Raw genomic sequence first — 25072 nt, forward strand, 5'->3', positions numbered from 1 at the left:
ATTCCGTATGAAAATATATTTAAATGAAACACTACAGAGTAGAATGTAATTTGAGCGGAAGGAAATCAAAATGATTAAAAAAATATTGCGAGCTACTTCTATTATTGTTGCTATTGTTGTTTTTATTTTAATTTGCATGCATATCGATGTTACCTTAGGTAGAAAAATGGAAGCCGGGAAAAACATGCCGACAGAGTATGCACCTCATTATAGTGACTTTCAATTATATGTAGAAGGGAAGTCATTTTATAAACAGTTATTTACTGATATAAGAGAGGCGAAGAGATCTATTTATACGTACTTTTTTATTTTGTCAGATGATAAAAGTAGCCATACTTTTTTAAATTTATTAAAAGAGAAGGCAAAAGAAGGAGTAAACGTCTATTTATCAGTGGATCGGATTAATGATTTATCATTTGAAAGAAAGATGATAAGTGAATTGCGGGAAAGTGGTGTACGTTTTACATATAGTAGAAAACCTGAATTACCATTCGGGTTTTATTCACTTCACCATCGTAATCATCGCCGTATTACGACGATTGATGGAGAGATTGGTTATACGGGTGGTTTTAATATAGGGGATGAGTACTTAGGGAAAGATAAACGATTTGGATATTGGCGTGACTATCATGTGCGACTTAGAGGAGAAGGAGCAAAAGATTTAGAAGAACAATTCGCTTTAGATTGGAAACGAGATACGAAAGAAGAGATAAAAAGAAGTACGAATAAAGCGAGTAAAGGGAATACATTACATACGATGGCTAGTTACAATGGACATCACGTCGCTGAAAAATATATAGAATTAATAAAAGAAGCAAAGCATTCAATTGTCATTACAACACCTTACTTTATAGCCAAAAATAAAGAAGTAATGAATGCTTTAATGGAAGCACAAAAACGTGGAGTTACTGTAAAAATACTTTGGTCATATAAACCAGATATTCCTCTTGTTAAAGAGGCGGCGTATCCGTATATTCGCCAAGCTGTTAATAATGGAATTAAAGTATATGGTTATAAAAAAGGGATGTTTCATGGCAAATTAATGCTTATTGATAATGAACTAACTGTTATTGGTACGACAAATTTTACTTCGCGAAGTTTCAATATAAATGATGAAATGAATTTGTATATTCATGGTGGTTCAATTGTAGGACAAGTTAATGAGGCGTTAACGGAGGATTTTCATAATTCAAAAGAAATGACGAAAGAATTTTTTGAGAAGTTATCGTTTTGGGAGCGTTGTAAGGAAAAGTTGGGGGGATTGGCTGATTTTTATTTCTAAAGTTTAAAGAAAGGGGGTCTTTTATAGACACCCCTTTTTTATGAGAAATAATTATTTTTCATGCACGAGCAATGAAGCATCATCATTAATCAACGTCCCCACATGTTCACCTAAGCAAATTCTTTTCATTACTCCAGGCTCATCAAAGTTAAAGACGTGTGCTGGTAAATTATAATCACGGGCAAGTAATAAAGCGGCTTGATCCATTACTTGTATGTTTTGCCTAACAATATCGTTATAATTTAGTTTTTTGTACATTTTTGCTGCTTTATTATGTTTTGGATCACTAGTAAAGACGCCATCTACTCCTTGTTTTGCGACTAATATTGCATCACTATTCATTTCAATGGCCCTTTGAACACTTGGATAATCTGTCGTAACGAACGGTTGCCCGTTACCACCTCCAAAAATAACGATATACCCGTTATCTAAATGGTGGACTGCACGTAGGCGAATGTATGGTTCAGCTACAGCATTAAACGGGATGGAAGTCATAACGCGCACTTCTTTATTTGTTTTACTTGTTAAAACACCGCGTAGCATTAAGCTGTTAATGATTGTACCTAACGTACCGATATTGTCAGCTTCTACACGATCGATTCCCCATTCTTCCGCTAGATGACCTCTAAAAATGTTCCCGCCTCCAATGACGATAGATACCTCAATACCTAAATCAACGATGGATAAAATTTCGTTTGCGATATGTTCTAATCGTTTGGAGTTAAAGCTATTTCCGGTTTGATCGGCAAGTGCACCGCCGCTTAATTTAATTAAGACACGTTTATATGGCCTCATAACAATTCCCCCTATATAGATCGCAATAAAAAAGGAACAAAGGCGAATGCCTTTGTTCCTTTTTAAGAAAATGAAAAAGAAAAGAAGAAGATAGAACGAATTTTTGCACATAATTTTTCATATCATCCACTCCTTTTCATTTTGATTTGTTGTAAGTATATATCTTTTTGATTATACGAAACAATCTGATTACTTATCAAGTATATTTTATAGTTTTTTAACAAAATGGTGTCAATGAAAAAAAGAAGAAAAATATTTGAATTTTTTGTGACGAACTTGTAGGTTTTTGTATGATTTTGTAGGTTCGCTTATAAGATGTGTGAGTAGCTTTTATAAATTCAAATTGAAAGCGTTCGCATGAAGGGGATGAACATAAATGAAAAAATTCGGATTGGCAACACAAATTTTTGTCGCGCTTGTTTTAGGGATTGTAGTAGGGGCAGTCTTTTATGGCAATAAAACGGCGATTTCTTATATTACACCAATTGGGGATATATTTATTCACTTAATTAAGATGATTGTAGTACCAATTGTTATTTCAGCATTAATTGTTGCAGTAGCTGGTGTAGGCGATATGAAGAAGCTTGGGAAACTAGGCGGGAAGACAATTCTTTATTTCGAAATCATTACGACAATCGCTATTTTAATGGGGTTACTTGCGGCGAATATATTCCAGCCGGGTACTGGCGTTGATATGAATAACTTACAGCAAAGTGATATTTCTTCTTATAAACAAACAGCAGATGCTACAGAGAAGCAAGGATTCGCTGAGACGATTGTTCATATCGTACCGAAAAACGTATTTGAATCGATTGCACAAGGTGACTTATTACCGATTATTTTCTTCTCAGTATTATTCGGTTTAGGAGTTGCAGCAATTGGGGAAAAAGGAAAGCCTGTTTTTAACTTCTTTGAAGGTGTACTCGAAGCGATGTTTTGGGTTACAAATCAAGTTATGAAATTTGCACCATTTGGTGTATTCGCATTAATTGCTGTTACGGTTGCAAAATTTGGTGTAGCAACACTACTTCCTTTAGGAAAACTAGTGCTAGCTGTATACGTAACTGTTATACTATTCGTTGTGATTGTATTAGGTATAAATGCAAGAATGGTTGGCGTAAACATTTTTACGTTAATGAAAATTTTAAAAGAAGAACTTATTCTTTCATTTACGACAGCAAGTTCAGAAGCTGTTTTACCCAATATAATGAGAAAAATGGAAGAGTTCGGTTGTCCAAAGGCAGTTGCCTCTTTCGTAATTCCGACAGGTTATACATTTAACTTGACTGGATCGGCTATTTATCAAGCGTTAGCGGCATTATTTGTTGCACAAATGTACGGTGTGCACATGTCACTGACAGAGCAAATAACGTTATTATTCGTTCTCATGTTAACATCCAAAGGTATGGCGGGAGTTCCAGGTGCATCGTTCGTTGTTGTATTAGCAACGTTAGGTTCAATGGGGTTACCACTAGAAGGTATCGCGTTAATTGCGGGGATTGACCGCATTTTAGATATGATTCGCTCATCTGTCAATGTATTAGGGAATGCATTAGCGGCCATTGTTATGTCGAAGTGGGAAGGCGAATTCGATAATGAGAAAGCAAAACAATATGTAGAAACAGTCAAAGAAACAAAAGCAGCATAAGAAATCGTTAAGGAGTGAATAAGTATGGCAACATTAACTGAAGTTAAAAATGGTGTTCGAATTGAAAAAGATTTTTTAGGTGAAAAAGAAGTACCAAACTATGCATACTACGGCGTACAAACAATGCGTGCAGTTGAAAACTTCCCAATTACAGGATACAAAATTCATGAAGGTTTAATTAGAGCATTCGCAGTTGTAAAAAAAGCTGCAGCGCTTGCGAATACAGATGTAGGAAGATTGGAATTGAACAAGGGCGGCGCAATCGCAGAAGCTGCTCAAGAAATTCTTGACGGGAAATGGCATGATCATTTCATCGTAGACCCAATCCAAGGCGGAGCAGGTACTTCAATGAACATGAATGCAAATGAAGTCATTGCCAATCGTGCTCTTGAATTATTAGGAATGGAAAAGGGAGACTATCATTATATTAGTCCAAATAGTCATGTAAACATGGCGCAATCCACAAACGATGCATTCCCAACGGCGATTCATATCGCTACATTAAACGCATTAGAAGGTTTATTACAAACGATGGGCTATATGCACGATGTATTTGAATTAAAAGCAGAACAGTTCGATCATGTAATTAAAATGGGTCGTACACATTTACAAGACGCTGTGCCAATTCGTCTTGGGCAAGAATTTAAAGCGTACTCTCGTGTGCTTGAACGTGATATGAAACGAATTCAGCAATCACGTCAACACTTATATGAAGTGAACATGGGAGCAACTGCAGTTGGTACAGGCTTAAATGCAGATCCAGAATATATTGAAGCGGTTGTAAAACATTTAGCTGCAATTAGTGAACTACCACTTGTTGGTGCAGAAGACTTAGTAGATGCAACGCAAAATACGGATGCATACACTGAAGTATCAGCAGCACTGAAAGTATGTATGATGAACATGTCTAAAATTGCGAATGACCTTCGCTTAATGGCATCAGGTCCACGTGTTGGTTTAGCAGAAATTATGCTACCAGCTCGTCAACCAGGTTCATCTATTATGCCGGGGAAAGTAAACCCTGTTATGCCAGAAGTAATTAATCAAATTGCATTCCAAGTAATTGGTAACGACCATACAATTTGTCTTGCTTCAGAAGCGGGACAATTAGAATTAAATGTTATGGAACCAGTACTAGTTTTCAACTTACTTCAATCAATTAGCATTATGAATAACGGTTTCCGTGCCTTTACAGATAATTGCTTAAAAGGAATTGAAGCGAATGAAGATCGCTTAAAAGAGTATGTTGAGAAGAGTGTAGGAATTATTACAGCCGTGAACCCTCATATCGGTTATGAAGCAGCAGCTCGCGTTGCAAAAGAAGCAATCGCGACAGGGCAATCCGTTCGAGAACTTTGTGTGAAAAATGGTGTACTGTCACAAGAAGACTTAGAATTAATTCTAGATCCATTCGAAATGACACACCCAGGGATTGCAGGAGCAACTCTTTTAAAGAAAAATTAAAAGAAGAGGGGGGACAAGCCCCTCTTTTTTGTTTACAATATAGAAATGCTATATATGAATAGAGGTAGGGATGTTATGAGTAAGTTTACAGTAGCTTCTAATGGTTCATTAGAAACGACATTAAGAGGAGTAGAAGTATTATCAACACCACTTTTAAATAAAGGGGTCGCTTTCACGCAAGAAGAAAGAGAAGAATTAGGTTTAAAAGGGTTATTACCGCCAGCAGTTTTAACATTGGAAGAACAAGCACGCCGCGCATACGAACAATTTTGTTCTCAGCCGGATGATTTATTAAAGAATGTATACTTAACAGCGTTACATGATCGAAATGAAGTATTATTTTATCGTATTTTAACAGATCATTTACGCGAAATGTTACCAATCGTATATACACCAACTGTCGGTGTAGCGATTCAAAGATATAGTCATGAATATCGTAAACCACGTGGTGTGTATTTATCAATTAACGATCCGTCAGGTATTGAAGAAGCGTTCGCCAATATTGGTGCAACAGCAGAAAATATTGATTTAGTCGTTGTAACTGATGGGGAAGGTATATTAGGAATTGGTGACTGGGGCGTTGGTGGTATTAACATCGCCATCGGAAAATTAGCTGTTTATACGGCCGCGGTTGGAATCGATCCTAGTCGTGTATTACCGGTAATTTTAGATGTAGGTACAAATCGTGAGGAACTATTAAACAATCCATTTTATATTGGAAATCGTCACCCTCGTATAACAGGTGAAGCTTACGATGAGTTTATTGATACATTTGTACAAGCGGTAAATAAACAATTCCCGAAAGCACTTTTACATTGGGAAGACTTTAGCTCTCGAAATGCACGAAAAATTTTAGATAAATATCGTCATGATATTTGTACGTTTAATGATGATATTCAAGGTACAGGTGCAGTTTCACTTGCTGCTGTGCTATCGGCAGTGAAAGCTTCGAGTGTACCACTAAGTGAACACCGCGTTGTTGTATTTGGTGCTGGTACGGCTGGAATCGGTATCGCAGATCAAGTTAGAGATGCAATGGTCCGCGTAGGTGTATCAGAAGAAGAATCGTATAAGCGTTTCTGGTGTATTGATCGTAACGGATTAGTTACAGATAATATGAAAGATCTTCTTGATTTCCAAATGCCGTATGCAAGAAAAGAAGCGGAAGTAAGTGAGTGGAAGCAAAATGGTGTAATCGGACTTGCTGAAGTTGTGAAACATGTAAAACCGACAATTTTAATCGGTACATCAACTGTTGCAGGCGCATTTAAAGAAGAGATTGTTAAAGAAATGGCTTCTCACGTAGAAAGACCAATCATTTTACCGATGTCGAACCCGACGCCACTTGCTGAAGCAAAACCAGCCGATTTAATCAAGTGGACAGAAGGAAGAGCGTTAGTTGCAACAGGAAGTCCATTTGAACCAGTTACATACAACGGTGTAACGTATGTGATTGGACAATCAAATAACGCACTTATTTTCCCAGGTCTTGGTCTTGGAACAATTGTCGTACGTGCAAGCGTCATGACGGATGGGATGTTCGCAGCAGCAGCTGAAGCAGTTGCGAGCATGGTAGATACAAGTCAGCCAGGAGCACCTATTTTACCAGAAGTTGAAGAGTTACGTAATATCTCGGAAATGGTAGCAATTGAAGTAGCGAAAGTTGCTGTTGCAGAAGGTGTTGCTAGAGAGAACTTAAGTGATAACGATATCAAGATTGCAGTGAAAGAAGCAATCTGGGAGCCTGAGTATCGCCAAATAAAAGCGGTAGAAAAGGTTAGAATATAGAAATAAAGCCCGTTTATAAATATAAGCGGGCTTTCACTTTTATTATCGAAAAAAGAATATAGGAAGTGGCACCTTTGAATTGGAATCAATTATGGAAGAAAGACATATCCCTTTTAATTATATTAATGGTTGTTGTTCCGATTGCTGGAGAGCTTAATTTTCATCCTTTTAATGATACGTTTCGCGTTAGCTTTGGTACGCCGTTATTCTTCTTTTTATTACTATTTTTAAGAAGAATACCAGCAGGAGTTGCAGGTATTGTTGTTGGTATATGTGTAGTCTTATTCCGCGTATGTCTTGACTGGGTCATGCAAGGTTCATTTCATATGACAGAATCATTTTATTTGCGCTATCCTGTGTTTTTTTATTATTTTATTTATGGAAGTCTTTTTTCACTCTGTAGGGTGAATAAGTTTCATCAGAGACCAATTATTATTGGATGTCTTGGAATTTCAATTGAAATTGTTGCAAGTATGTCGGAACTTGCGTTTTATCACATTTTAGTACTAGGTACAACAATAACAATTTCTGAAGTAAATAAACTCATCATTATTGCTATTTTTCGTAGCTTTTTTGCACTTGGCTTTTTAAATATGATGAATTTATATGAAACGAAATTAAAAGAATCACAAGTGCGAAAAGAAAATGAAAAAATGTTAATGCACTTATCCAATTTATATGTAGAATCTGTTCATTTGAAAAAAACGTTACAAAATGCAGAATTAATTACACAAGAAGCGTATCAATTATATCGGAATTTACAAGTAAGCGATCATTCGAATGGTAAAACTGCATTGAAAATAGCAGGAGAAGTGCATGAAATAAAAAAAGATAATCAAAGGATTTTTGCAGGATTATCTAAACTGTTATTAGATAAAAATGTGGCTGAGTACGTAGAAGGTCATGAGCTTACAGAAATGATTGTAAGAATAAATGAAAAGTATGCTGAAATGCTAGAGAAAGATATACGTTTCTCTAAACATATAGAAGGCGAGCATGCTGCATATCACGTGTATACAGTACTATCAATTTTTAATAACTTAGTTGCGAATGCAGTTGAAGCAATTGAAGATAGAGGCCTCATTCGTATTAAGTTATATAAACGAGAGCAACATGTAATCTTTGAAGTAATTGACGATGGCCCTGGTATTGCGCAAAAGTATAAGAAATTAGTATTTAAGCCCGGGTTTACTTCAAAGTATGATCAAACAGGAACACCGTCCACAGGTATTGGACTTTCTTACATAGATGAAATGGTAACAGAGCTCGGCGGAGAAGTAAGATTAGAAGGCAATGAAAATGGGAAAGGGTGTAAGTTTATCGTTTGTTTACCGGAGTGCAGTTTAAAGCGGGAAGGGGAATAGGTTTGTTTTATTATATTGTAGATGATGATGAAGTTTTCCGTTCGATGCTTTCGCAAATTATTGAGGATGGCGATCTTGGGGAAGTAATTGGAGAATCGGAAGATGGAGCTTTTGTTGAAGCAGAACAGCTAAATTATAAAAAAGTGGATATTTTATTTATTGATTTACTCATGCCGATGAGGGACGGTATTGAAACAGTTCGTCATATAGCGTCTTCATTTACTGGAAAAATTATTATGATTTCTCAAGTTGAATCGAAACAGCTCATTGGTGAGGCATATACACTTGGTGTAGAATATTATATTACAAAACCACTAAACAAAATAGAAGTAGTATCTGTTGTACGAAAAGTGATAGAGCGTATTCGTTTGGAACGCTCTATATATGACATTCAAAAATCATTAAATAATGTGTTTCAGTGGGAAAAGCCACAAATGCGTAGTGAAACAGTGCAAGAAGGGAAAAAGATATCAGATTCAGGACGCTTCTTACTATCAGAACTCGGTATTGCGGGAGAGAACGGAAGTAAAGATTTACTTAGTATGCTGGAATATTTATACGGACAAGAAAAGGCGCAAACATTTGAATTTGGATTTCCTGCGTTAAAAGATATTTTCCACCAAATTACACTGAAAAAATTAGGGGGACTAGCTTCAGATGCAGATATAGAGAAGGAGAAAAAAGCATCGGAACAACGTGTAAGAAGAGCGATTTATCAATCATTGAATCATTTAGCTTCCCTTGGATTAACAGACTTTTCAAATCCGAAATTTGAAAGTTATGCTCCGAAGTTTTTTGATTTCACTGTAGTTAGAAAACGGATGACAGAAATGACAAAGGATGGGGTAGCGACTTCTGGACATATACGAATTAATACGAAAAAATTTATTCAAGTGTTGTACTTTGAGGCGAAACGACTGATAGAGATAGAGTGAAAAGGTGCTTATAAATAAGCATCTTTTTTTGTTAAATCAACATTTTATATTTTCTCGTGAAGCATGTAAAATGTTAAGTAAGAGAAAATGGTTTTACATTAAGGAAGTGTTAAAACAATGAGTTTTACATTAAATAAATCGATTATTAAAGAAGTATGTGGAGAAACCTCATATAAAAGAGGCGAAGCTTATTATAAATCAAATAAAGTAATCGTGAATTACTATGATGAAACGAAAGAAATTTGTGAGGCGACAGTAAAAGGGAACGAGGATTTTCGTGTTACAGTAGAAAAAGCTAAAAAAGGTGATGTTGTTGCGAGATGTAGTTGTCCTTCATTAGCGTCTTTTCAAACGTACTGTCAACATGTTGCAGCCGTACTAATACAAATAAATTATAACCAACAAACGGGTGGAATGGGCTCTGTTAGTAGCAGAAATGATCAATTAACAAACGGGATGTTTCAGTTATTTGCAGACAAACCACTGAGGCCAAAAAGTAAACAACATCGGTTTGATACACGTGAAATATTAGATGTTGCGTTTATATGTTCACCAGTAGCGAAGAAAAGCGGTGGGGCTCTTCTTGGAATTCAGTTAAAACTTGCGAAAACATATTTTATAAATCATATTAGAGAATTTCTTTCTAAAGTGGAGAAGAGAGAGGCTTTTCATTGTTCCAATGAATTTACATATACGCCAGATGTACACAGTTTTAAACAAGAAACAGACGCGATTATACAACAACTTATTAAAATATATCATAACGAAAAAATGTATGAAGATGCACTAGAAGTACATGCGAAACAAGATGAAAGTATGATATTTATACCGCCAGCTTCATGGAATGATATGCTCTCTGCACTTTCTAGAGCCGAGTATGTACAGTTGAACCAAAATGAGCAACTGTTCCAGGGATTACACATTTCAAAAGGGTTATTGCCATTACATTTTGAGTTTACGAAAGGGAATAATGGCGGGTTTACCCTTCATATAGACGGTCTAAATCGTGTTCGAGTTATGGAGATGTATAACAACGCTCTTTACGATGGGAAATTATATCATTTACCTATGGAAGATTGTATGCGACTTATTGAATTGCAAAAAATGATGAGTCGCTCAAATAGCAATCAGTTTTATATTCCTGAAAATAAGATGGAACATTTCGTAGCGAAAGTTGTGCCTGGATTAATGAAACTTGGAACAGTGCGCATTGATGAAGTCATATCCGATCGTGTTGAAACGCCGTCGTTAAAAGCAAAGCTATATTTAGATCGAGTGAAAAATCGTTTGCTAGCAGGTCTTGAATTTCATTATGGAAACGTCGTGATTAATCCGCTAGAAGAAGACGGGCAACCTTCTGTTTTTAATCGTGATGAGAAAAAGGAAAAAGAGATTTTAGACATTATGAGTGAAAGTGCCTTTGCGAAAACAGAAGGCGGTTACTTTATGCATAATGAAGAAGCTGAGTATAACTTTTTATATCACATTGTTCCAACGTTAAAAGGTTTAGTTGATATTTACGCGACAACAGCAATCAAATTACGCATTCATAAAGGGGATACAGCGCCACTTATTAGAGTGAGAAGGAAAGAAAGAATTGATTGGTTGTCATTTCGTTTTGATATAAAAGGAATACCGGAAGCTGAAATTAAAGGTGTATTAGCGGCTCTTGAAGAAAAACGGAAATATTATCGGCTTGCGAATGGTTCTTTATTATCGCTAGAGAGCAAAGAGTTTAATGAAATTAATCAGTTTGTAAAGGAATCAGGTATTCGAAAAGAATTTTTACATGGGGAAGAAGTGAATGTTCCGCTTATTCGGAGTGTAAAATGGATGAATGGACTACATGAAGGTAATGTTTTAAGTTTAGATGAGTCTGTTCAAGATTTAGTTGAAAGCATTCAAAATCCGAAAAAGTTAAAGTTTACAGTACCACCAACTTTACTTGCTGTAATGAGAGAGTATCAAGTATACGGGTTCGAATGGATGAAAACACTCGCCTATTACCGTTTTGGCGGTATTTTAGCAGACGATATGGGACTTGGAAAAACGCTGCAAAGTATTGCTTATATAGATTCTGTTTTGCCTGAAATTCGGGAGAAGAAGCTGCCTATATTAGTCGTTTCACCGTCCTCGCTCGTTTATAATTGGTTTAGTGAATTGAAAAAATTCGCCCCACATATTAGAGCGGTTATTGCAGATGGAAATCAAACAGAACGACGAAAAATCTTAAAAGACGTAGCGGAATTTGATGTCGTCATTACGTCATATCCATTACTGAGAAGAGATGTAAGGTCGTATGCGAGGCCATTTCATACACTATTTCTTGATGAAGCACAGGCGTTTAAAAATCCTACAACCCAAACTGCAAGAGCAGTGAAAACAATTCAAGCTGAATATCGTTTTGGACTAACGGGAACGCCTGTCGAAAATTCATTAGAAGAGCTATGGTCTATCTTTCATGTCGTATTTCCAGAATTATTACCAGGAAGAAAAGAATTCGGTGATTTAAGGCGTGAAGATATTGCAAAGCGCGTAAAACCGTTCGTATTAAGACGATTAAAAGAGGATGTATTACAAGAGCTTCCAGATAAAATAGAGCACTTACAGTCATCGGAGTTATTACCAGATCAAAAGAGACTATATGCTGCTTACTTAGCGAAATTAAGGGAAGAAACATTAAAGCATTTAGACAAAGATACGTTACGTAAAAATAAAATTAGAATTTTAGCTGGCTTAACGAGATTAAGACAAATATGTAATCATCCTGCTTTATTCGTTGATGATTACAAGGGGAGTTCAGCTAAATTCGAGCAACTGTTAGACATACTAGAGGAATGTAGAAGCACTGGTAAGAGAATTTTAATCTTTTCTCAATTTACGAAGATGCTGTCCATTATTGGTCGTGAATTAAATCGTCAAGCAATTCCATACTTTTATTTAGACGGGAATACACCTTCGCAAGAACGTGTAGAACTATGTAATCGGTTTAACGAAGGAGAAGGAGACCTATTCCTCATTTCTTTAAAAGCTGGTGGTACAGGTCTTAACTTAACAGGCGCTGATACGGTTATATTATACGATTTATGGTGGAATCCAGCTGTTGAACAACAAGCAGCAGATCGGGCATATCGAATGGGGCAAAAAAATACAGTACAAGTTATTAAATTAGTAGCACACGGAACCATTGAGGAAAAAATGCATGAACTACAAGAGAGTAAGAAACATTTAATCGCTGAAGTGATTGAGCCAGGAGAAGAGAAATTATCATCAATCACGGAGGAAGAAATTCGAGATATTTTAATGATCTAATAAAAAAAGCTATGCCTTCAAATGTATGAGGGTATAGCTTTTTTGTTGTAATAATTATATTTTGTTTTGTACAAAGTAAAGAAATCAAATGTTATTTCAATTATTTCTTTGTACCTTTACTTTTGTATGGCTTTGCAGCTTTCTTTTTCTTTGCGCTTGATTGCCAACGGTTCCATCCTTTACTTCCTGTACCTTGACCTACACCTTTTTTCGGTTTTGCTTTCGTTTTACTCATATAATCACTCCGTTATATAAAAATCTTATTTGATAATAGTCAATGATTTAGAAAATACTCTTTATAAATGACTATGTTTGTTTTAAGTAAAAACAAACTGCTTGAATGCTATAGTATATCATGAATTTGCAAGTAAACTGAAAGGAATTACAAAGAAAATGAAAATAATACGAAATACTGCGGATTCTATATTTCGGACAATTACATTAATTGTTGTATATATGTTAGTTTCTATTAGTGAAGCGTTTTTTGGAATGCCCAGACAAAAGAAGTAAAGAAGGTATATTGGAAACAATCAATAAAGCCGTAAAATAAAGAATTGAAAAATATTTTAAAACTTTTTGTTGACTTTATTTATTTTTTGTATAGAATAATCATTAATAAAATGTTTCAGAGATGTGACAACAAAACGACTATGAAAGGACGAGTAGTAGTAGGACGTAGTTTAAGCGAGTCAGGGGTGGTGTGAGCCTGATACGAAGCCTATTATGAAGAACCTCCTGGAGTTGCTAACCGAAATCCTTGACAGGAAAGTAGACTTAGCCGGGAACTTCGCCGTTACAAGAAGAACAGTATCGAGATACTTCATCTCCGTATTGTATAAGTGAGCAACCTCTGTTGCTAATTTGGGTGGTACCGCGGAACCAAAGCCTTTCGTCCCAGTTTTTTGGGAAAGAAGGGCTTTTTTTGTTGGCTTCTTTTCACAACATCCAAACATTTTAGGAGGAAACCACCATGTATCAATCATTAATGACAGTAAGAGAGACTCAAATCGCAATTAAGGAAGTTAAAACATTTTTTGAGGATCAATTAGCAAAACGACTTGAACTATTCCGTGTATCTGCACCATTATTCGTAACGAAAAGATCAGGACTAAACGATCATCTAAACGGTGTAGAACGTCCAATTGAATTTGATATGTTACACTCAGGAGAAGAATTAGAAATTGTGCACTCACTAGCGAAGTGGAAACGATTTGCACTGCATGAATATGGATATGAAGCTGGTGAAGGTTTATATACAAACATGAACGCAATCCGTCGTGATGAAGAACTTGATGCAACACATTCTATTTACGTTGACCAATGGGATTGGGAAAAAATCGTTCAAAAAGAATGGCGTACTGTAGATTACTTACAAAAAACAGTACTAACAATTTATGGAATATTCAAAGATTTAGAAGATCACTTATTTGAAAAATATCCGTTCCTTGGGAAGTATTTACCAGAAGAAATTGTGTTCGTTACTTCTCAAGAACTAGAAGATAAATATCCAGAATTAACACCGAAAGATCGTGAACATGCAATTGCAAAAGAACACGGTGCAGTCTTCATTATCGGAATTGGTGATGCACTTCGTTCAGGTGAAAAGCATGATGGACGCGCAGCTGATTATGATGATTGGAAATTAAACGGTGATATTTTATTCTGGCACCCAGTACTACAATCTTCATTTGAATTATCATCAATGGGAATTCGTGTTGATAGTAAATCACTTGATGAGCAGTTAACGAAAACAGGTGAAGACTTCAAACGTGAGTATGATTTCCATAAAGGTATTTTAGAAGACGTACTACCATTAACAATTGGCGGTGGTATCGGACAATCGAGAATGTGCATGTACTTCTTACGTAAAGCACATATTGGTGAAGTTCAATCTTCTGTATGGCCTGACGATTTACGTGAAGCTTGCAAGAAAGAAAACATTCATCTATTTTAATAGAAGAGAGAGAATAGCTTAAATATAGAGCTATTCTCTCTTTTTTACTGTGTAAATGAATGGTTTACAGTGAGTTTTACTAATGGTTTCTTTCTTTTATATCTCTTTTTATGTAATAATTTGTTAAAGGAGTTAATGGCAGTAAATAAGAATCTATAAAAAACTATAAAAATTTACAATTACAGGTTTTATATTTTACAGAATTCAACCTATAATATTTTCAGGTGATGAAAAGGGGGGAAAAGGATGAAAACAACACGTACTTGTAAAATCAATTCTATTACAAAAGAACAAACGGAAGCTTTAATTACTTTGATCCGTACGTTCGAAAGTGCAAAACGATATAGTTTTAATCGTTTGATTGAGGGCGAAAACGAGAAAGAATTGATAAAAAAACTACAACCTAAATATTTGTTAAATAAACGTTTTTGTGAAGATGCGATTTTACAAGCGCAAACGATCCTTTTCTCTCAAAAAGAACTTCTTCCTGTTTACCTAGAAAATAATCAAAAAAAGTTAGAAAAGACGTTACAAAAAATAGATGATTATGAAAGTGGTAAAAAAAGACCTAAACAAGTTTTATTAGAAACTTGTTTAATTGGTTTAAGAAAACGAAAACAAAAATTAGAGCAAAGAATAGAAACGTATGCAAAACATATTAAAAATGAAACATTACCTCCTATTATTTTTGGTGGGAGGAAAAATTTCTATGAAAGAATGAAAAACAAGATATCCAATCAAGAATGGAAAGATTTGCGTACACGACAATTATATTCTCGTGGAGATAAAAGCAAAAAAGGGAATTTGAACATGCGCATTACAGTTGATGACTGTGGGCAAGGATGGTTAGAAATTGCAAATCCATTAGGACGAATAAATGGAAAAACAAAAAGCCCACGAATCAAAGTTCCGATTATGATTCCATATCGTTTTTATCATCAAATTACAAATGTCGTTATGGGAAAGCAAATCGGTGTAAATTCAAAAGGAAAACCGATTATAGAGCATCAAAAATATAGTGTAGAAATCATTCGTAAACAAAATGAATTTTATGTAAATATTACGTTTGATGAAACGGAAATAGGTCGTGTATTAGATTTTAAAGAAACACCACAATCTGATTTAATTGCAGGGATCGATGTGAATCCGGATCGAATTGCAATTAGTTTATGTACAAAACAAGGTAATTTTAAAGGTTCAAAAATTTTTTATCTACACAATCTGAATACATTTTCAACAAACAAACGCGCAACGATAATTGGACAAATCGTACAACAAATTAAAACATGGTTATTGGAAAACAATGTAGGTGGAATTGTTTTAGAAGATTTAAAGTTTCAACAATCTCATGATACTGATAAATACAGTAATCGTAATTTCCATCAATTTACGTATAAAAAGATGTTGAACAGTTTAATTCGTATGGCTCTTCGTAACGGATTTTCTGTTAAAACAGTAAACCCCGCTTATACAAGTGTGATCGGAAAATTAAAATATAGTAAAAATTTCGGTATTAGCGTTCATGAAGCAGCCGCATTCACGATCGCAAGACGTGGATTAGAATTGCAAGAACAATTACCACAAGAAATTATATTATTATTAAAAAACCAAATTACAACAAAACTGCGTATTCTTGTTGCTTCCATGGAAGAAAGTAAAAAGAATACGCAAAAAGTATATAAAAAATGGTTACAAACAATTCAAACGTGGAAAGAATATCATAATTGGAAATTGTGGAGCATTCTTCACAAAACTGTTTATATGAACAATCAACAATTCGTATTTAAAATTTAAATGAGAAGGGGGGTACTGGTTTATTTCTTATAACCTCTTGCATACTACTGACTTGGATGAATGGTAGTATGCAAGGACAGATCGTTCCTAACAGGAACCTGCCGTCATTCTTTCACAATAGGTGGATGAAAAGGTCACAACCCTTACGGACAGGAAAAAGGTGAGATTCCTTTTCGGTAGTTGGCATTTGACTTGGTTCGCCAACAATTTATAGATTTTTATAAGAATTTTAAACCAGGGGACGTTATGAGCTTAGGACAACAACTTAAAAGATTACGAGAGTCAAAAGGGTTTTCGCAGGAAGATGTTGCTAAAAAGATTGGTATAACGAGGCAAGCAGTGTACAAGTGGGAGAATGATAAAAGTTGTCCTGATATTGATAATTTAATTTTACTAAGCGAAATGTACAATGTTACGCTCGATGAGTTAATAAAAGGGAATCAAAACATTAAAGAAAAAATACATATTGATGAAGAAGATGAGGATTTTGAGAAAGAGAACGAGTTTGGTTTTTATATTGGATTTGGATTACTAATTATGAGTGCGTTCATTGATTATGAAAAAATACAGGTGGTTGTATTAGTAATTGCACTATTCATGATGGTTTTTTATTCGGATGTGAAGAAAGTTATTTTGAATGAGTTTAGATCGTTTTTTTAAAGAATATAATATGATAAAAAGTGAGAAGAGTAAGTTATATTTCCTAGGAAAGAGTATAACAAGAAAATAAATTGTTTTATAATGATTTTAGGATATTAATAGTATGTTAAAAAGCTCAAACAAGTATAACCCCGTTCTAAAGCTAGGACGGGGTTCAAAATCTAAGTTTTATTAAGTGTAAAGTTCTTTCAAATATTTTTACTTCAGTAAAGGCTTCTAATAAAACATTAATTATTTATTACCGAGTTCTTCCGCTAAACCGATTAAAATGCCTTCAGTTCCACGAATGTAGCAGAGACGGTAAGAGTTCTCGTATTGAACTACTTCGCCAACGAGCTGAGCACCATGCTTAGTAGTAAGCCTAGATACCATTTCGTCAATGTCTTCAACGGTGAACATGACGCGCAAATAACCGAGGGCGTTGACAGGAGCTGCCCGGTGATCTGCTATAGCAGGCGGGGTAAGAAATCGCGAAAGTTCAATGCGGCTATGGCCATCTGGAGTTACCATCATAGCAATCTCTACGCACTGCGAACCGAGTCCAGTTACGCGACCAGCCCATTCGCCTTCGACAGTGGCGCGCCCTTCGAGTTTTAACCCAATCTCCTCGAAGAAAGAGATTGCATGATCAAGGGATTCTACAACGATGCTGACATTGTCCATTCTGAGTAATTTATTTTTTGACATTGTCTTTATCTCCTTATATGTAAAAGTGTATTATCTAATCATCTTCTTAATTATACTATTAAAAAGTTACAAATTCCTTTCAAACAAAAAATAGCTTGTCACAGTATAGGAAAATGTGACAAGCTGTTTTTAGATATGTCATATAGTATCTTGTTAACAAACAATACCGCGATTTCCTCGAAAAATGTTTCTACGCTGTATGCTCTTAAAGGGCCCGATCGTTGTATAGAATGAAGTGTATTATTTAAATGATAAATACATTTCTTATTACTCTATATGCAAATAGCTTTCTATTTATATAGGAAGGAAGTAGATTCATATAATTTGTTTTAAGTTTTACTAGTAGAAATTAGCTCATCTGCACTAAAGGCTCAATTTTCGCCATAAATGATTGATACAGCGCCTCGACACCTGTTACTAAATGAAGGCGGTCAATAACGACAGACACTTTAATTTCTGATGTACTTACCATTTTAATATGAATATCTTCTTCTTTTAAAGTAGTGAACATATTCGCAGCAACACCTGGATTAGATACCATACCAGATCCTACAATTGATACTTTTGCTAAATGATTTTCATATTCTACTGATTCATAGTGAAGTGCCTCTTGATTTTGTTCCAATACCTCTAATGTTTCTTTTAAATCATTAGAATGGATGGAGAAGGAGAGATGAACAGTTCCTTCATTTGTAATACTTTGAATGATGATATCTACATTAATATGTGCCGCTGCTAATGTAGCGAAAACTGTTGAAAGCGAGCCTTGTTCCAATCCTTTCAATGTGATACGTGTAATATTATCTTCAAATGCAATACCTTTAACGATTGATTGTTGTTCCATGTTACATTCTCCTTTTACAATTGTTCCGTTTTCTTGTTCCATACTTGAGCGAACTTCTAAAATGACATTATGATTTTTAGCAAACTCAACAGCACGTGGGTGTAATACACCAGCACCGAGATTTGCAAGTTCTAACATTTCGTCATAAGAAATTTCATCTAATTTATAAGCATCTTTTACAACTCGTGGATCCGTCGTATATACGCCGGTCACATCTGTGTAAATATCACATTTTTTTGCGTTTAGTGCAGCAGCTAATGCGACAGCAGTTGTATCAGAACCGCCTCGTCCAAGCGTTGTAATTTCAAAATCTTCACTGACGCCTTGGAAACCAGCTACAATAACAATCGTGCCTTTAGTAAGATAAGATTGAATGCGATCTGTATTAATTTCAGTAATCCGTGCACTACTATGTACAGATTCTGTCGTAATACCAGCTTGCCATCCTGTTAATGAAATCGCGTTATACCCTTTTGCTTGTAGTGCCATCGTTAATAATGAAATAGTTACTTGCTCTCCTGTCGATAGAAGCATATCCATTTCACGTTTACTTGGATTTTCTGTAATTGCGTTAGCAAGTGCTACAAGTTCATCTGTACTTTTTCCCATTGCTGAAACGACAGAGACGATACTATGTCCTCGTTCATATTCTTCAATAATTAAATTTGCTACATGTTGAATACGCTCAACACTTCCGACAGAAGTGCCACCAAATTTTTGTACAATCGTTTCCATTGCGAATTCCTTCTTTCATCCATTTTTAAGAATAGATTAGGACATATATAAATCCCAATATTCCTGTAGTTACCAGAGAAAAACAAAAAACACCATCTCAAATAAGTGAGGATGGTGCTGTTACAGGAAAAGGGAAACAGAAAACGGAGCTAATAAAAAAACCGCCAAAAAAGGAATACCATGAAAATGATATCTCTTTTTTGTAGATAGCTCTTCATACATACGCGTCTGTACATATGACAGTTCTGTTTCTATTCGAAAACAGCCCCAATCGATACATACAGAGAAATATATCGATTTCGGCAATACTTCCTTTCATCTAATTTCATAGACCTCTCTGTGTCTCCATTAGAATACTCATAAGTATCGCAACCTCTATCTCACGTTTTAGGCGAGAGTGTTTGATTTATGAAGTTGTTGGTAACATTTGTTTTATAATAATTTAAATTTTTTGGGGAATCAAGTGTTTTGTATAAATTTTAAAAATTCTATTTTTTTATGAGGAAGTTTGTGAAAAATGTAGCAAAATAAATTTATTACATGTACATTAAAATTATAGTTCATTGGAGGTGGAAGAATGAAAGGGAAAAAGCCTATTTATGTTTCAGCAGAAATGAACACAACGATGGAGAAATTATGGGAATATACGCAAGAACCACATATACATACAGAATGGGATGCTCGCTTTACTGAAATTTCATATTTAGAGAAAAAAGAAGGAGAACCACAGAAATTTCTATATAAAACAAAAATCGGATTTGGACTTGAAATAGCTGGGGAAGGGGAATCGATAGGTGAAATAAGAAAAGAAACAGGTGAACGGATTTCTTCTTTAAAATTTTGGACAGACAATCAATTATCACTTATTCAAATAGGGCGTGGTTATTGGAAGTATGCACCGTGTAAAGAACACATTCATTTTGAGACACAATATGATTATGATACGAGGTTTGGTCGTATAGGGAATGTAATAGATTTCTATATGTTTCGGCCATTATTAGGCTGGGCGACTGCTTGGAGTTTTGATGCTTTAAAATTATGGTTAGAAAAGGGACTTCATCCTAGATTGCTCATTAGAAGAACAGTGACGTATTGGCTCATATGTTTTTTATTTGCTTTCGTATGGATGTATCAAGGAATAGTACCGAAACTAGTGTTTACTCATTCAGAAGAAGTAAAAATGCTATCGGTGATGGTTGGTTCAACTGAACATAGTATTTTTGTACTTAAAATAATTGGATTACTAGAAATTATTTTTGGTGTCCTATGGCTGTTACCATTTCCAAAACGAAAAGTATTTATCGTACATATTTTTATGTTAATAGCCTTAACGATAGCAGCAGGATTTACGAATATCGCAAGCTTTACAGAGCCGTTTAATCCAATTACGTTAAATCTACTTCTAATTGGATTATCGATTGTCGGTTATATAAATAGTACGAATTTGCCAAGTGCAAAAAATTGCAAGAGGAAGAGAAAGGGATAATGTATGGCTAATATGTATGAAAGACTATTAGGGGATTCTTATAAAAAACTTCATCCGAAATTACAGAAACGTTATGAGATTACAGAAGAAAATAGCTTTATTGGAGAAGGGAAGATGGATGAAATTCACGGTGGTTCTTTTTTCGTAAAATTCATATTAAAAATTGCATCGAAGTTTCGAATGTTTTTCTCTGAGAGAGGTAAGGGAGTGCCATTTACAATACATAATACCGCTGAGCGTGATGAACATGGACATGAACTTGTGCGGTGGAATCGTACTTTTTATTTTCATAATAAGAAAAGATATTTTAATGCGGTAATGAAACTTGATGAAAATGAAATTGTAGATTATTTTGGTGAACCACATTTACTCGTCTCTACATTGAATTTTTATATTGATGAGTTAGGGGCAATGCATATTTCTTCAAAGAAACAATGGTTTTACATGTTTGGAAGGAAAGTCCCGTTACCTAGATTTTTATACGGGGAGGCCAACATTGTAGAAAGTTATGATGAAACACAACAATGCTTTCGAATTCATGTTCAAGTACGCAATCCGTTAATTGGTTCATTATTTTCATATAGGGGAACGTTTGTGGAGAGGAAATAAATAATATGAAAAATATAATAGTTGGACTTGTTTGTTATATTATTTTTCTAATATGTGAGTGGCCAAATATAAATCCAGTGGAAGCAATTATTTTATTAGCTATGTTGTTATTTATACCGATGTCATTTAGCATCATTGATAAGAAAATAAGAAATGGATCATATGTATTCTTTTATAAATTTTTATCGTTTTTATATCCAATCGCAGCAATTAGTGCAATGTTAGCTTTCGTAACAAGTCACTATTTCTTTGCGCTATTTTGGTTTGTATATACAGGAATTGTCGCGTTATTTGGTGTGAGTAGATTACTAGAAAGAGGATGGAAACCGTTAGAAGAAACGGCAATCGATAGTGCGTTTATTTATTTGTTTTTAGGTGGCTTCTGGTTTTTCGCCTCAGTAGCAAAGCTTTCCATTATGCACTTTAGTTCTGACATTGTTTTACTCACAGCTGCACACTTTCATTATTCGGCGTTTCTATTGCCGTTATCGGCTGGTTTAATTGGGAGAAAAAGAGAAAAGAGAAGTAAAGTATATGATGTTATTATGTTTGTCATCGTTATTTCACCTCTGACAGTCGCAGTAGGAATTACGTATTCAAGGGTATTTGAATTTTTTGCAGTGTTCCTATATTTATGCGCTATTTATGGTTATGGAATTTATGTTTGGCGTACGAAATTTAATGCTATCAACGCAAAGATTCTTCTGATCATATCGTCTAGTACACTTATGGTAACAATTATGTTTTCACTTATATACTCGTATGGGAATTTGAAACATGTAATGACGATTACAATTGCTCAAATGGTTTGGATTCACGGTGTTGTGAATGGAATTGGAGTAGCGTTACCGGCATTTGTCGGCTGGATGATTGAAAAGAGTGTTCCGAACTATAAATATTACGGGAAACCAATGAGCAGATTAAGAGGAAAGGCGACAGTTGGTGAAGCGTTTTTACATAACAGAAATGTAATAGATAGTAAGGAATACAACGGTTTAGTTGATAAAATGAATGATTTTCATAGTGAGGCATTTGACGTGACGAAGATACCTTTAAGCATTATTCGGTTTTATGAAAATACAAAAGAGTATGAGTTACAATCGCATATTAAATGGACTCGTTCGTTCCGCCTGTTAGCATTTTGTTATGAGAAAATGAGTAAGCGTGTAGGACAAATACATTTAGGAATGGGCGGCAAGTGGGAAACAATGCACGGCTCTATCATAGGGGTAATGGATGAGAAGGATGGAAGGGAGAATGTAAGAGCTTGGTTAAGAAAAAATGAAGCAGGAGCATCTATTTTTGTAGCTCTTTACTCAAAACATACGTATAAGAATGAGACATATATGAATATCGCATTACCTCTACCATATTCGAATATGACGGGGATTTTAAAATTACGTAATGATAATAATAATTTAATTATTACTAGTAAGCTGAGAAGAAATGGTAAGGGAGATGAGGGGATTTATTTACATACTCGTTTCTTTACAGTACGGTTACCGTTAGCAGAGACGTTTATTATTAAAGAGGGCACCAATCAAATGTTAGAAGCTAACCATAAAATGTGGATATTTGGAGTTAAGTTTTTAGAAATTGATTATGAGATTAAGAAAATAGAGGAGAAGTAAGAAAAGCTTGGAGAGATTCCAAGCTTTTTTACGTATGGGTAATTGTCATAGCGACTTGTTTATCTAAGTCTTTGTCCCAAACACGTTGAATTTCAAACGTACCTTTTTCAAAAAATAATGGAAATCTTTCTTTAAACCAATCTTGCATAGGAAGATTTAGTGCTGTATCGATTGGTACCCATAATAATTTGCCTTCAGGAGGATTCGAAAGGAGTTCACCTTTAAATGAATCTGTCCAATAGTTAAATACCATATATCGAACATTTTCTTTCGGATTTACATATTCATCTAATCCCTTAAAGGTTAAAGTTGAAACAAGTAATCCAGTTTCTTCTTTTACTTCTCGTTTAGCAGCTTGAACGATACTTTCTGGAAAATCTACTTTTCCGCCGGGAGCGATGTAACCAGGGAAGCCAAGATGATTGGGGCGCTGTATTAACAATACTTTGTTATTCTGCTGAATCATACACATTGTATACATACGGTGCTCTATATCTTTCCAATTGTTGCTCATATGAATCTCTCCTCTTAATAAAATCTTATAGTTTTTAACTATAGTTATGTATGACAAAAAATACAATAATAATACAAAATTATACATTCTTTAATTGACTATTACTAATTTTCAGAACTATAATTAGTCTGTTACATAAATACATCGTACTTGAGAGGGGAATATATTCTATGAAAAATAGAATAATCGCAGCAGGAGTAATTGCAGCTAGTATATTATCTTATTCATCTAGTAGTTTCGCGCAAACGAAAAATTTTCCAGATGTCCCAGCTAAACATTGGGCAAAAGACTCTATTTACTATTTAGTAGAGAAAGGTGCAGTTACAGGTAACGAAAAAGGAATGTTTGAGCCAGAAAAAGAAATCACTCGTGCAGAAGCAGCTACAATGATGGCTAAAATCTTAAACTTACCAATCGATAAAAATGCTAAACCATCTTTCGGTGATTCTCAAAACCAATGGTATACCCCATTCATCGCAGCTGTAGAAAAAGCTGGCGTTGTAAAAGGGAAAGGAGCGGGCGTATTCGATCCAACTGGGAAAATTGACCGAGTTTCAATGGCCTCTCTTATTGTAGAAGCTTACAAATTAGATTCTAAAGTAAATGGTACTCCAGCAACTAAATTTAGTGATCTAGAAAAAAGTTGGGGTAAAGCAAAAGCTAACATTCTAGTTGAATTAGGGATTTCTATTGGAACCGGTGACAAATGGGAGCCCGAAAAAATTCTAACTAAAGCAGAGGCAGCTCAATTTATAAAAAAGGCAGATTCTCTTAAAATAGGTAACCCTTTAGTAGAACAGGTAATTATTATTGATCCGGGCCATGGAGGAACAGACCCTGGGAAGGCAACGCAAGGATTACATGAAAGTGATATTGTATTAGATACATCTAAAAGATTACAAAGTTTAATAGAGAAACAAACTCCATTCCGCGTGATGTTAACACGTGAAACAGATATTCGCCTTGATGAAAAACAAGGAGAAGACCTTAAAAAGCGTGTGGATTTCGCAAAGGAACATAATGGAGATATTTTTGTAAGTATCCATGCAAATGCTTCTCAAAAACATGATGGATATGGAACAGAAACTTTTTATTTTAAAGGATCTGAAAAGAAAGAATTAACCGAACGTGAAAAAGATAGTTATATGTTAGCTAATAAAATACAAAAGAGATTAGTTAAAGCTCTAGATACAAGAGATCGTGGTGTAAAATCAGAAGATTTTTATGTACTAAGAGAAAATGAAATGCCAGCAGTACTAACGGAGCTAGCATTTTTAGATAATAGTACGGATTATGAGAAGTTAGCTTCAGAATCTGGAAGACAAATAGCTGCTGAGGCAATTTATGAGGGGATTTTAGATTATTATGAGTGGAAAGGCTTTGATGTTTCTAAATCCCGTTTAACAAAATAATAATGTTGATTGCTAAGCCCATCGTCTTTATATAGATGGGCTTTTTATGTGATTTTATGTAATTTTGTATCGAAATAAAAAGATATATCGTATTATGTTAATTATAAATAAAATAATGGTAGATTAGTTGATTTTTATCACGTATACTTTTACTGTTG

General features: G+C 34.9%; 19 protein-coding genes, 1 riboswitch and 1 other annotated feature. Of the genes, 14 read left to right on the forward strand and 5 right to left on the reverse strand.

All coding sequences use genetic code 11. The features are described from left to right. Positions 1–70 precede the first annotated feature (70 nt). Positions 71–1282 (forward strand): cardiolipin synthase, encoded by a 1212-nt coding sequence (cls, locus tag MR079_RS12965; protein ID WP_139867831.1) that lies wholly within the window; start codon positions 71–73, stop codon positions 1280–1282. Positions 1283–1333: 51 nt separating this feature from the next. On the opposite strand, the gene pyrH is transcribed toward cls, so the two are convergent. After that, positions 1334–2077, reverse strand: a complete 744-nt coding sequence (pyrH, locus tag MR079_RS12970; protein WP_001248049.1) for a UMP kinase — start codon at positions 2075–2077, stop codon at positions 1334–1336. 376 nt (positions 2078–2453) lie between these two features. On the opposite strand from pyrH, the gene MR079_RS12975 reads away from it, so the two are divergent. From MR079_RS12975 to MR079_RS13000, 6 genes are all read left to right on the forward strand, one after another. Then, positions 2454–3725, forward strand: a complete 1272-nt coding sequence (locus tag MR079_RS12975) for a cation:dicarboxylate symporter family transporter (RefSeq protein WP_000713289.1) — start codon at positions 2454–2456, stop codon at positions 3723–3725. A 24-nt stretch (positions 3726–3749) separates the two neighbouring features. Beyond that, the gene (gene aspA, locus MR079_RS12980; RefSeq protein ID WP_000224205.1) at positions 3750–5189 is read left to right on the forward strand and encodes an aspartate ammonia-lyase; all 1440 of its coding nucleotides are present in this window, start codon (positions 3750–3752) and stop codon (positions 5187–5189) included. Between the two features lie 75 nt (positions 5190–5264). Continuing rightward, positions 5265–6977, forward strand: a complete 1713-nt coding sequence (gene malS, locus MR079_RS12985; RefSeq protein ID WP_242294089.1) for an oxaloacetate-decarboxylating malate dehydrogenase — start codon at positions 5265–5267, stop codon at positions 6975–6977. 65 nt (positions 6978–7042) lie between these two features. Further along, entirely contained in the window at positions 7043–8341 is a 1299-nt protein-coding gene (locus tag MR079_RS12990) for a sensor histidine kinase (protein WP_139867829.1), read from the forward strand. 2 nt (positions 8342–8343) lie between these two features. After that, positions 8344–9276: a response regulator gene (locus MR079_RS12995; RefSeq protein ID WP_242294090.1), complete on the forward strand. Its 933-nt coding sequence runs from the start codon at positions 8344–8346 to the stop codon at positions 9274–9276. Positions 9277–9393: 117 nt separating this feature from the next. Further along, on the forward strand, positions 9394–12588 hold the full coding sequence (locus tag MR079_RS13000) for an SNF2 helicase associated domain-containing protein (RefSeq protein WP_242294091.1): 3195 nt from the start codon (positions 9394–9396) through the stop codon (positions 12586–12588). Between the two features lie 100 nt (positions 12589–12688). Here MR079_RS13000 and MR079_RS13005 read toward each other — a convergent pair whose 3' ends face one another. Next, entirely contained in the window at positions 12689–12823 is a 135-nt protein-coding gene (locus MR079_RS13005; protein ID WP_000047591.1) for a DUF3934 domain-containing protein, read from the reverse strand. 406 nt (positions 12824–13229) lie between these two features. Continuing rightward, positions 13230–13488: a binding site (T-box leader), on the forward strand. A 70-nt stretch (positions 13489–13558) separates the two neighbouring features. On the opposite strand from MR079_RS13005, the gene asnA reads away from it, so the two are divergent. From asnA to MR079_RS13020, 3 genes are all read left to right on the forward strand, one after another. Further along, positions 13559–14542, forward strand: coding sequence for an aspartate--ammonia ligase (gene asnA, locus MR079_RS13010; protein WP_000284918.1), 984 nt, complete (start codon positions 13559–13561; stop codon positions 14540–14542). 246 nt (positions 14543–14788) lie between these two features. Beyond that, on the forward strand, positions 14789–16336 hold the full coding sequence (locus MR079_RS13015; protein WP_242294092.1) for an IS200/IS605 family accessory protein TnpB-related protein: 1548 nt from the start codon (positions 14789–14791) through the stop codon (positions 16334–16336). Between the two features lie 246 nt (positions 16337–16582). Next, positions 16583–16996 (forward strand): helix-turn-helix domain-containing protein, encoded by a 414-nt coding sequence (locus tag MR079_RS13020; RefSeq protein ID WP_139867821.1) that lies wholly within the window; start codon positions 16583–16585, stop codon positions 16994–16996. A 231-nt stretch (positions 16997–17227) separates the two neighbouring features. Here MR079_RS13020 and MR079_RS13025 read toward each other — a convergent pair whose 3' ends face one another. Together MR079_RS13025 and MR079_RS13030 are read right to left on the reverse strand one after the other, a co-directional pair. Beyond that, positions 17228–17683 (reverse strand): VOC family protein, encoded by a 456-nt coding sequence (locus MR079_RS13025; protein WP_000041939.1) that lies wholly within the window; start codon positions 17681–17683, stop codon positions 17228–17230. A 349-nt stretch (positions 17684–18032) separates the two neighbouring features. Continuing rightward, complete coding sequence (locus tag MR079_RS13030; RefSeq protein WP_242294093.1) at positions 18033–19262, reverse strand: aspartate kinase; 1230 nt, start codon at positions 19260–19262, stop codon at positions 18033–18035. Positions 19263–19461: 199 nt separating this feature from the next. After that, positions 19462–19648: riboswitch (Lysine riboswitch) on the reverse strand. Positions 19649–19839: 191 nt separating this feature from the next. Between MR079_RS13030 and MR079_RS13035 the strand changes: the two genes are divergently transcribed. From MR079_RS13035 to MR079_RS13045, 3 genes are read left to right on the forward strand one after another with little or no spacing between them, the layout of a single operon-like run. Then, positions 19840–20748, forward strand: a complete 909-nt coding sequence (locus MR079_RS13035) for a DoxX-like family protein (RefSeq protein WP_242294094.1) — start codon at positions 19840–19842, stop codon at positions 20746–20748. 3 nt (positions 20749–20751) lie between these two features. Next, the gene (locus MR079_RS13040) at positions 20752–21357 is read left to right on the forward strand and encodes a DUF4166 domain-containing protein (protein ID WP_242294095.1); all 606 of its coding nucleotides are present in this window, start codon (positions 20752–20754) and stop codon (positions 21355–21357) included. Positions 21358–21362: 5 nt separating this feature from the next. Beyond that, complete coding sequence (locus tag MR079_RS13045) at positions 21363–22988, forward strand: YndJ family protein (RefSeq protein ID WP_139867813.1); 1626 nt, start codon at positions 21363–21365, stop codon at positions 22986–22988. A gap of 28 nt (positions 22989–23016) precedes the next feature. Here MR079_RS13045 and MR079_RS13050 read toward each other — a convergent pair whose 3' ends face one another. Beyond that, positions 23017–23502: an 8-oxo-dGTP diphosphatase gene (locus MR079_RS13050; protein ID WP_139867811.1), complete on the reverse strand. Its 486-nt coding sequence runs from the start codon at positions 23500–23502 to the stop codon at positions 23017–23019. Between the two features lie 170 nt (positions 23503–23672). On the opposite strand from MR079_RS13050, the gene MR079_RS13055 reads away from it, so the two are divergent. Next, positions 23673–24914, forward strand: coding sequence for an N-acetylmuramoyl-L-alanine amidase (locus MR079_RS13055; RefSeq protein ID WP_242294096.1), 1242 nt, complete (start codon positions 23673–23675; stop codon positions 24912–24914). The last annotated feature ends 158 nt before the right edge of the window (positions 24915–25072 follow it).

This window comes from Bacillus cereus group sp. BfR-BA-01381 (genome assembly GCF_022663555.1).
Lineage (GTDB): Bacteria > Bacillota > Bacilli > Bacillales > Bacillaceae_G > Bacillus_A > Bacillus_A pacificus.

Excerpts from the sequence above, each read along its gene's own strand:
- MR079_RS13035 (WP_242294094.1), top strand. The coding sequence starts at position 19,840 with ATGAAAGGGAAAAAGCCTATTTATGTTTCAGCAGAAATGAACACAACG.
- MR079_RS13020 (WP_139867821.1), top strand. The coding sequence starts at position 16,583 with ATGAGCTTAGGACAACAACTTAAAAGATTACGAGAGTCAAAAGGGTTT.
- asnA (WP_000284918.1), top strand. The coding sequence starts at position 13,559 with ATGTATCAATCATTAATGACAGTAAGAGAGACTCAAATCGCAATTAAG.
- MR079_RS13015 (WP_242294092.1), top strand. The coding sequence starts at position 14,789 with ATGAAAACAACACGTACTTGTAAAATCAATTCTATTACAAAAGAACAA.
- pyrH (WP_001248049.1), bottom strand. The coding sequence starts at position 2,077 with ATGAGGCCATATAAACGTGTCTTAATTAAATTAAGCGGCGGTGCACTT.
- MR079_RS12975 (WP_000713289.1), top strand. The coding sequence starts at position 2,454 with ATGAAAAAATTCGGATTGGCAACACAAATTTTTGTCGCGCTTGTTTTA.
- MR079_RS13025 (WP_000041939.1), bottom strand. The coding sequence starts at position 17,683 with ATGTCAAAAAATAAATTACTCAGAATGGACAATGTCAGCATCGTTGTA.
- MR079_RS13030 (WP_242294093.1), bottom strand. The coding sequence starts at position 19,262 with ATGGAAACGATTGTACAAAAATTTGGTGGCACTTCTGTCGGAAGTGTT.
- MR079_RS13005 (WP_000047591.1), bottom strand. The coding sequence starts at position 12,823 with ATGAGTAAAACGAAAGCAAAACCGAAAAAAGGTGTAGGTCAAGGTACA.
- MR079_RS13055 (WP_242294096.1), top strand. The coding sequence starts at position 23,673 with ATGAAAAATAGAATAATCGCAGCAGGAGTAATTGCAGCTAGTATATTA.
- cls (WP_139867831.1), top strand. The coding sequence starts at position 71 with ATGATTAAAAAAATATTGCGAGCTACTTCTATTATTGTTGCTATTGTT.
- MR079_RS13050 (WP_139867811.1), bottom strand. The coding sequence starts at position 23,502 with ATGAGCAACAATTGGAAAGATATAGAGCACCGTATGTATACAATGTGT.
- MR079_RS13000 (WP_242294091.1), top strand. The coding sequence starts at position 9,394 with ATGAGTTTTACATTAAATAAATCGATTATTAAAGAAGTATGTGGAGAA.
- MR079_RS13040 (WP_242294095.1), top strand. The coding sequence starts at position 20,752 with ATGGCTAATATGTATGAAAGACTATTAGGGGATTCTTATAAAAAACTT.
- MR079_RS13045 (WP_139867813.1), top strand. The coding sequence starts at position 21,363 with ATGAAAAATATAATAGTTGGACTTGTTTGTTATATTATTTTTCTAATA.
- malS (WP_242294089.1), top strand. The coding sequence starts at position 5,265 with ATGAGTAAGTTTACAGTAGCTTCTAATGGTTCATTAGAAACGACATTA.
- aspA (WP_000224205.1), top strand. The coding sequence starts at position 3,750 with ATGGCAACATTAACTGAAGTTAAAAATGGTGTTCGAATTGAAAAAGAT.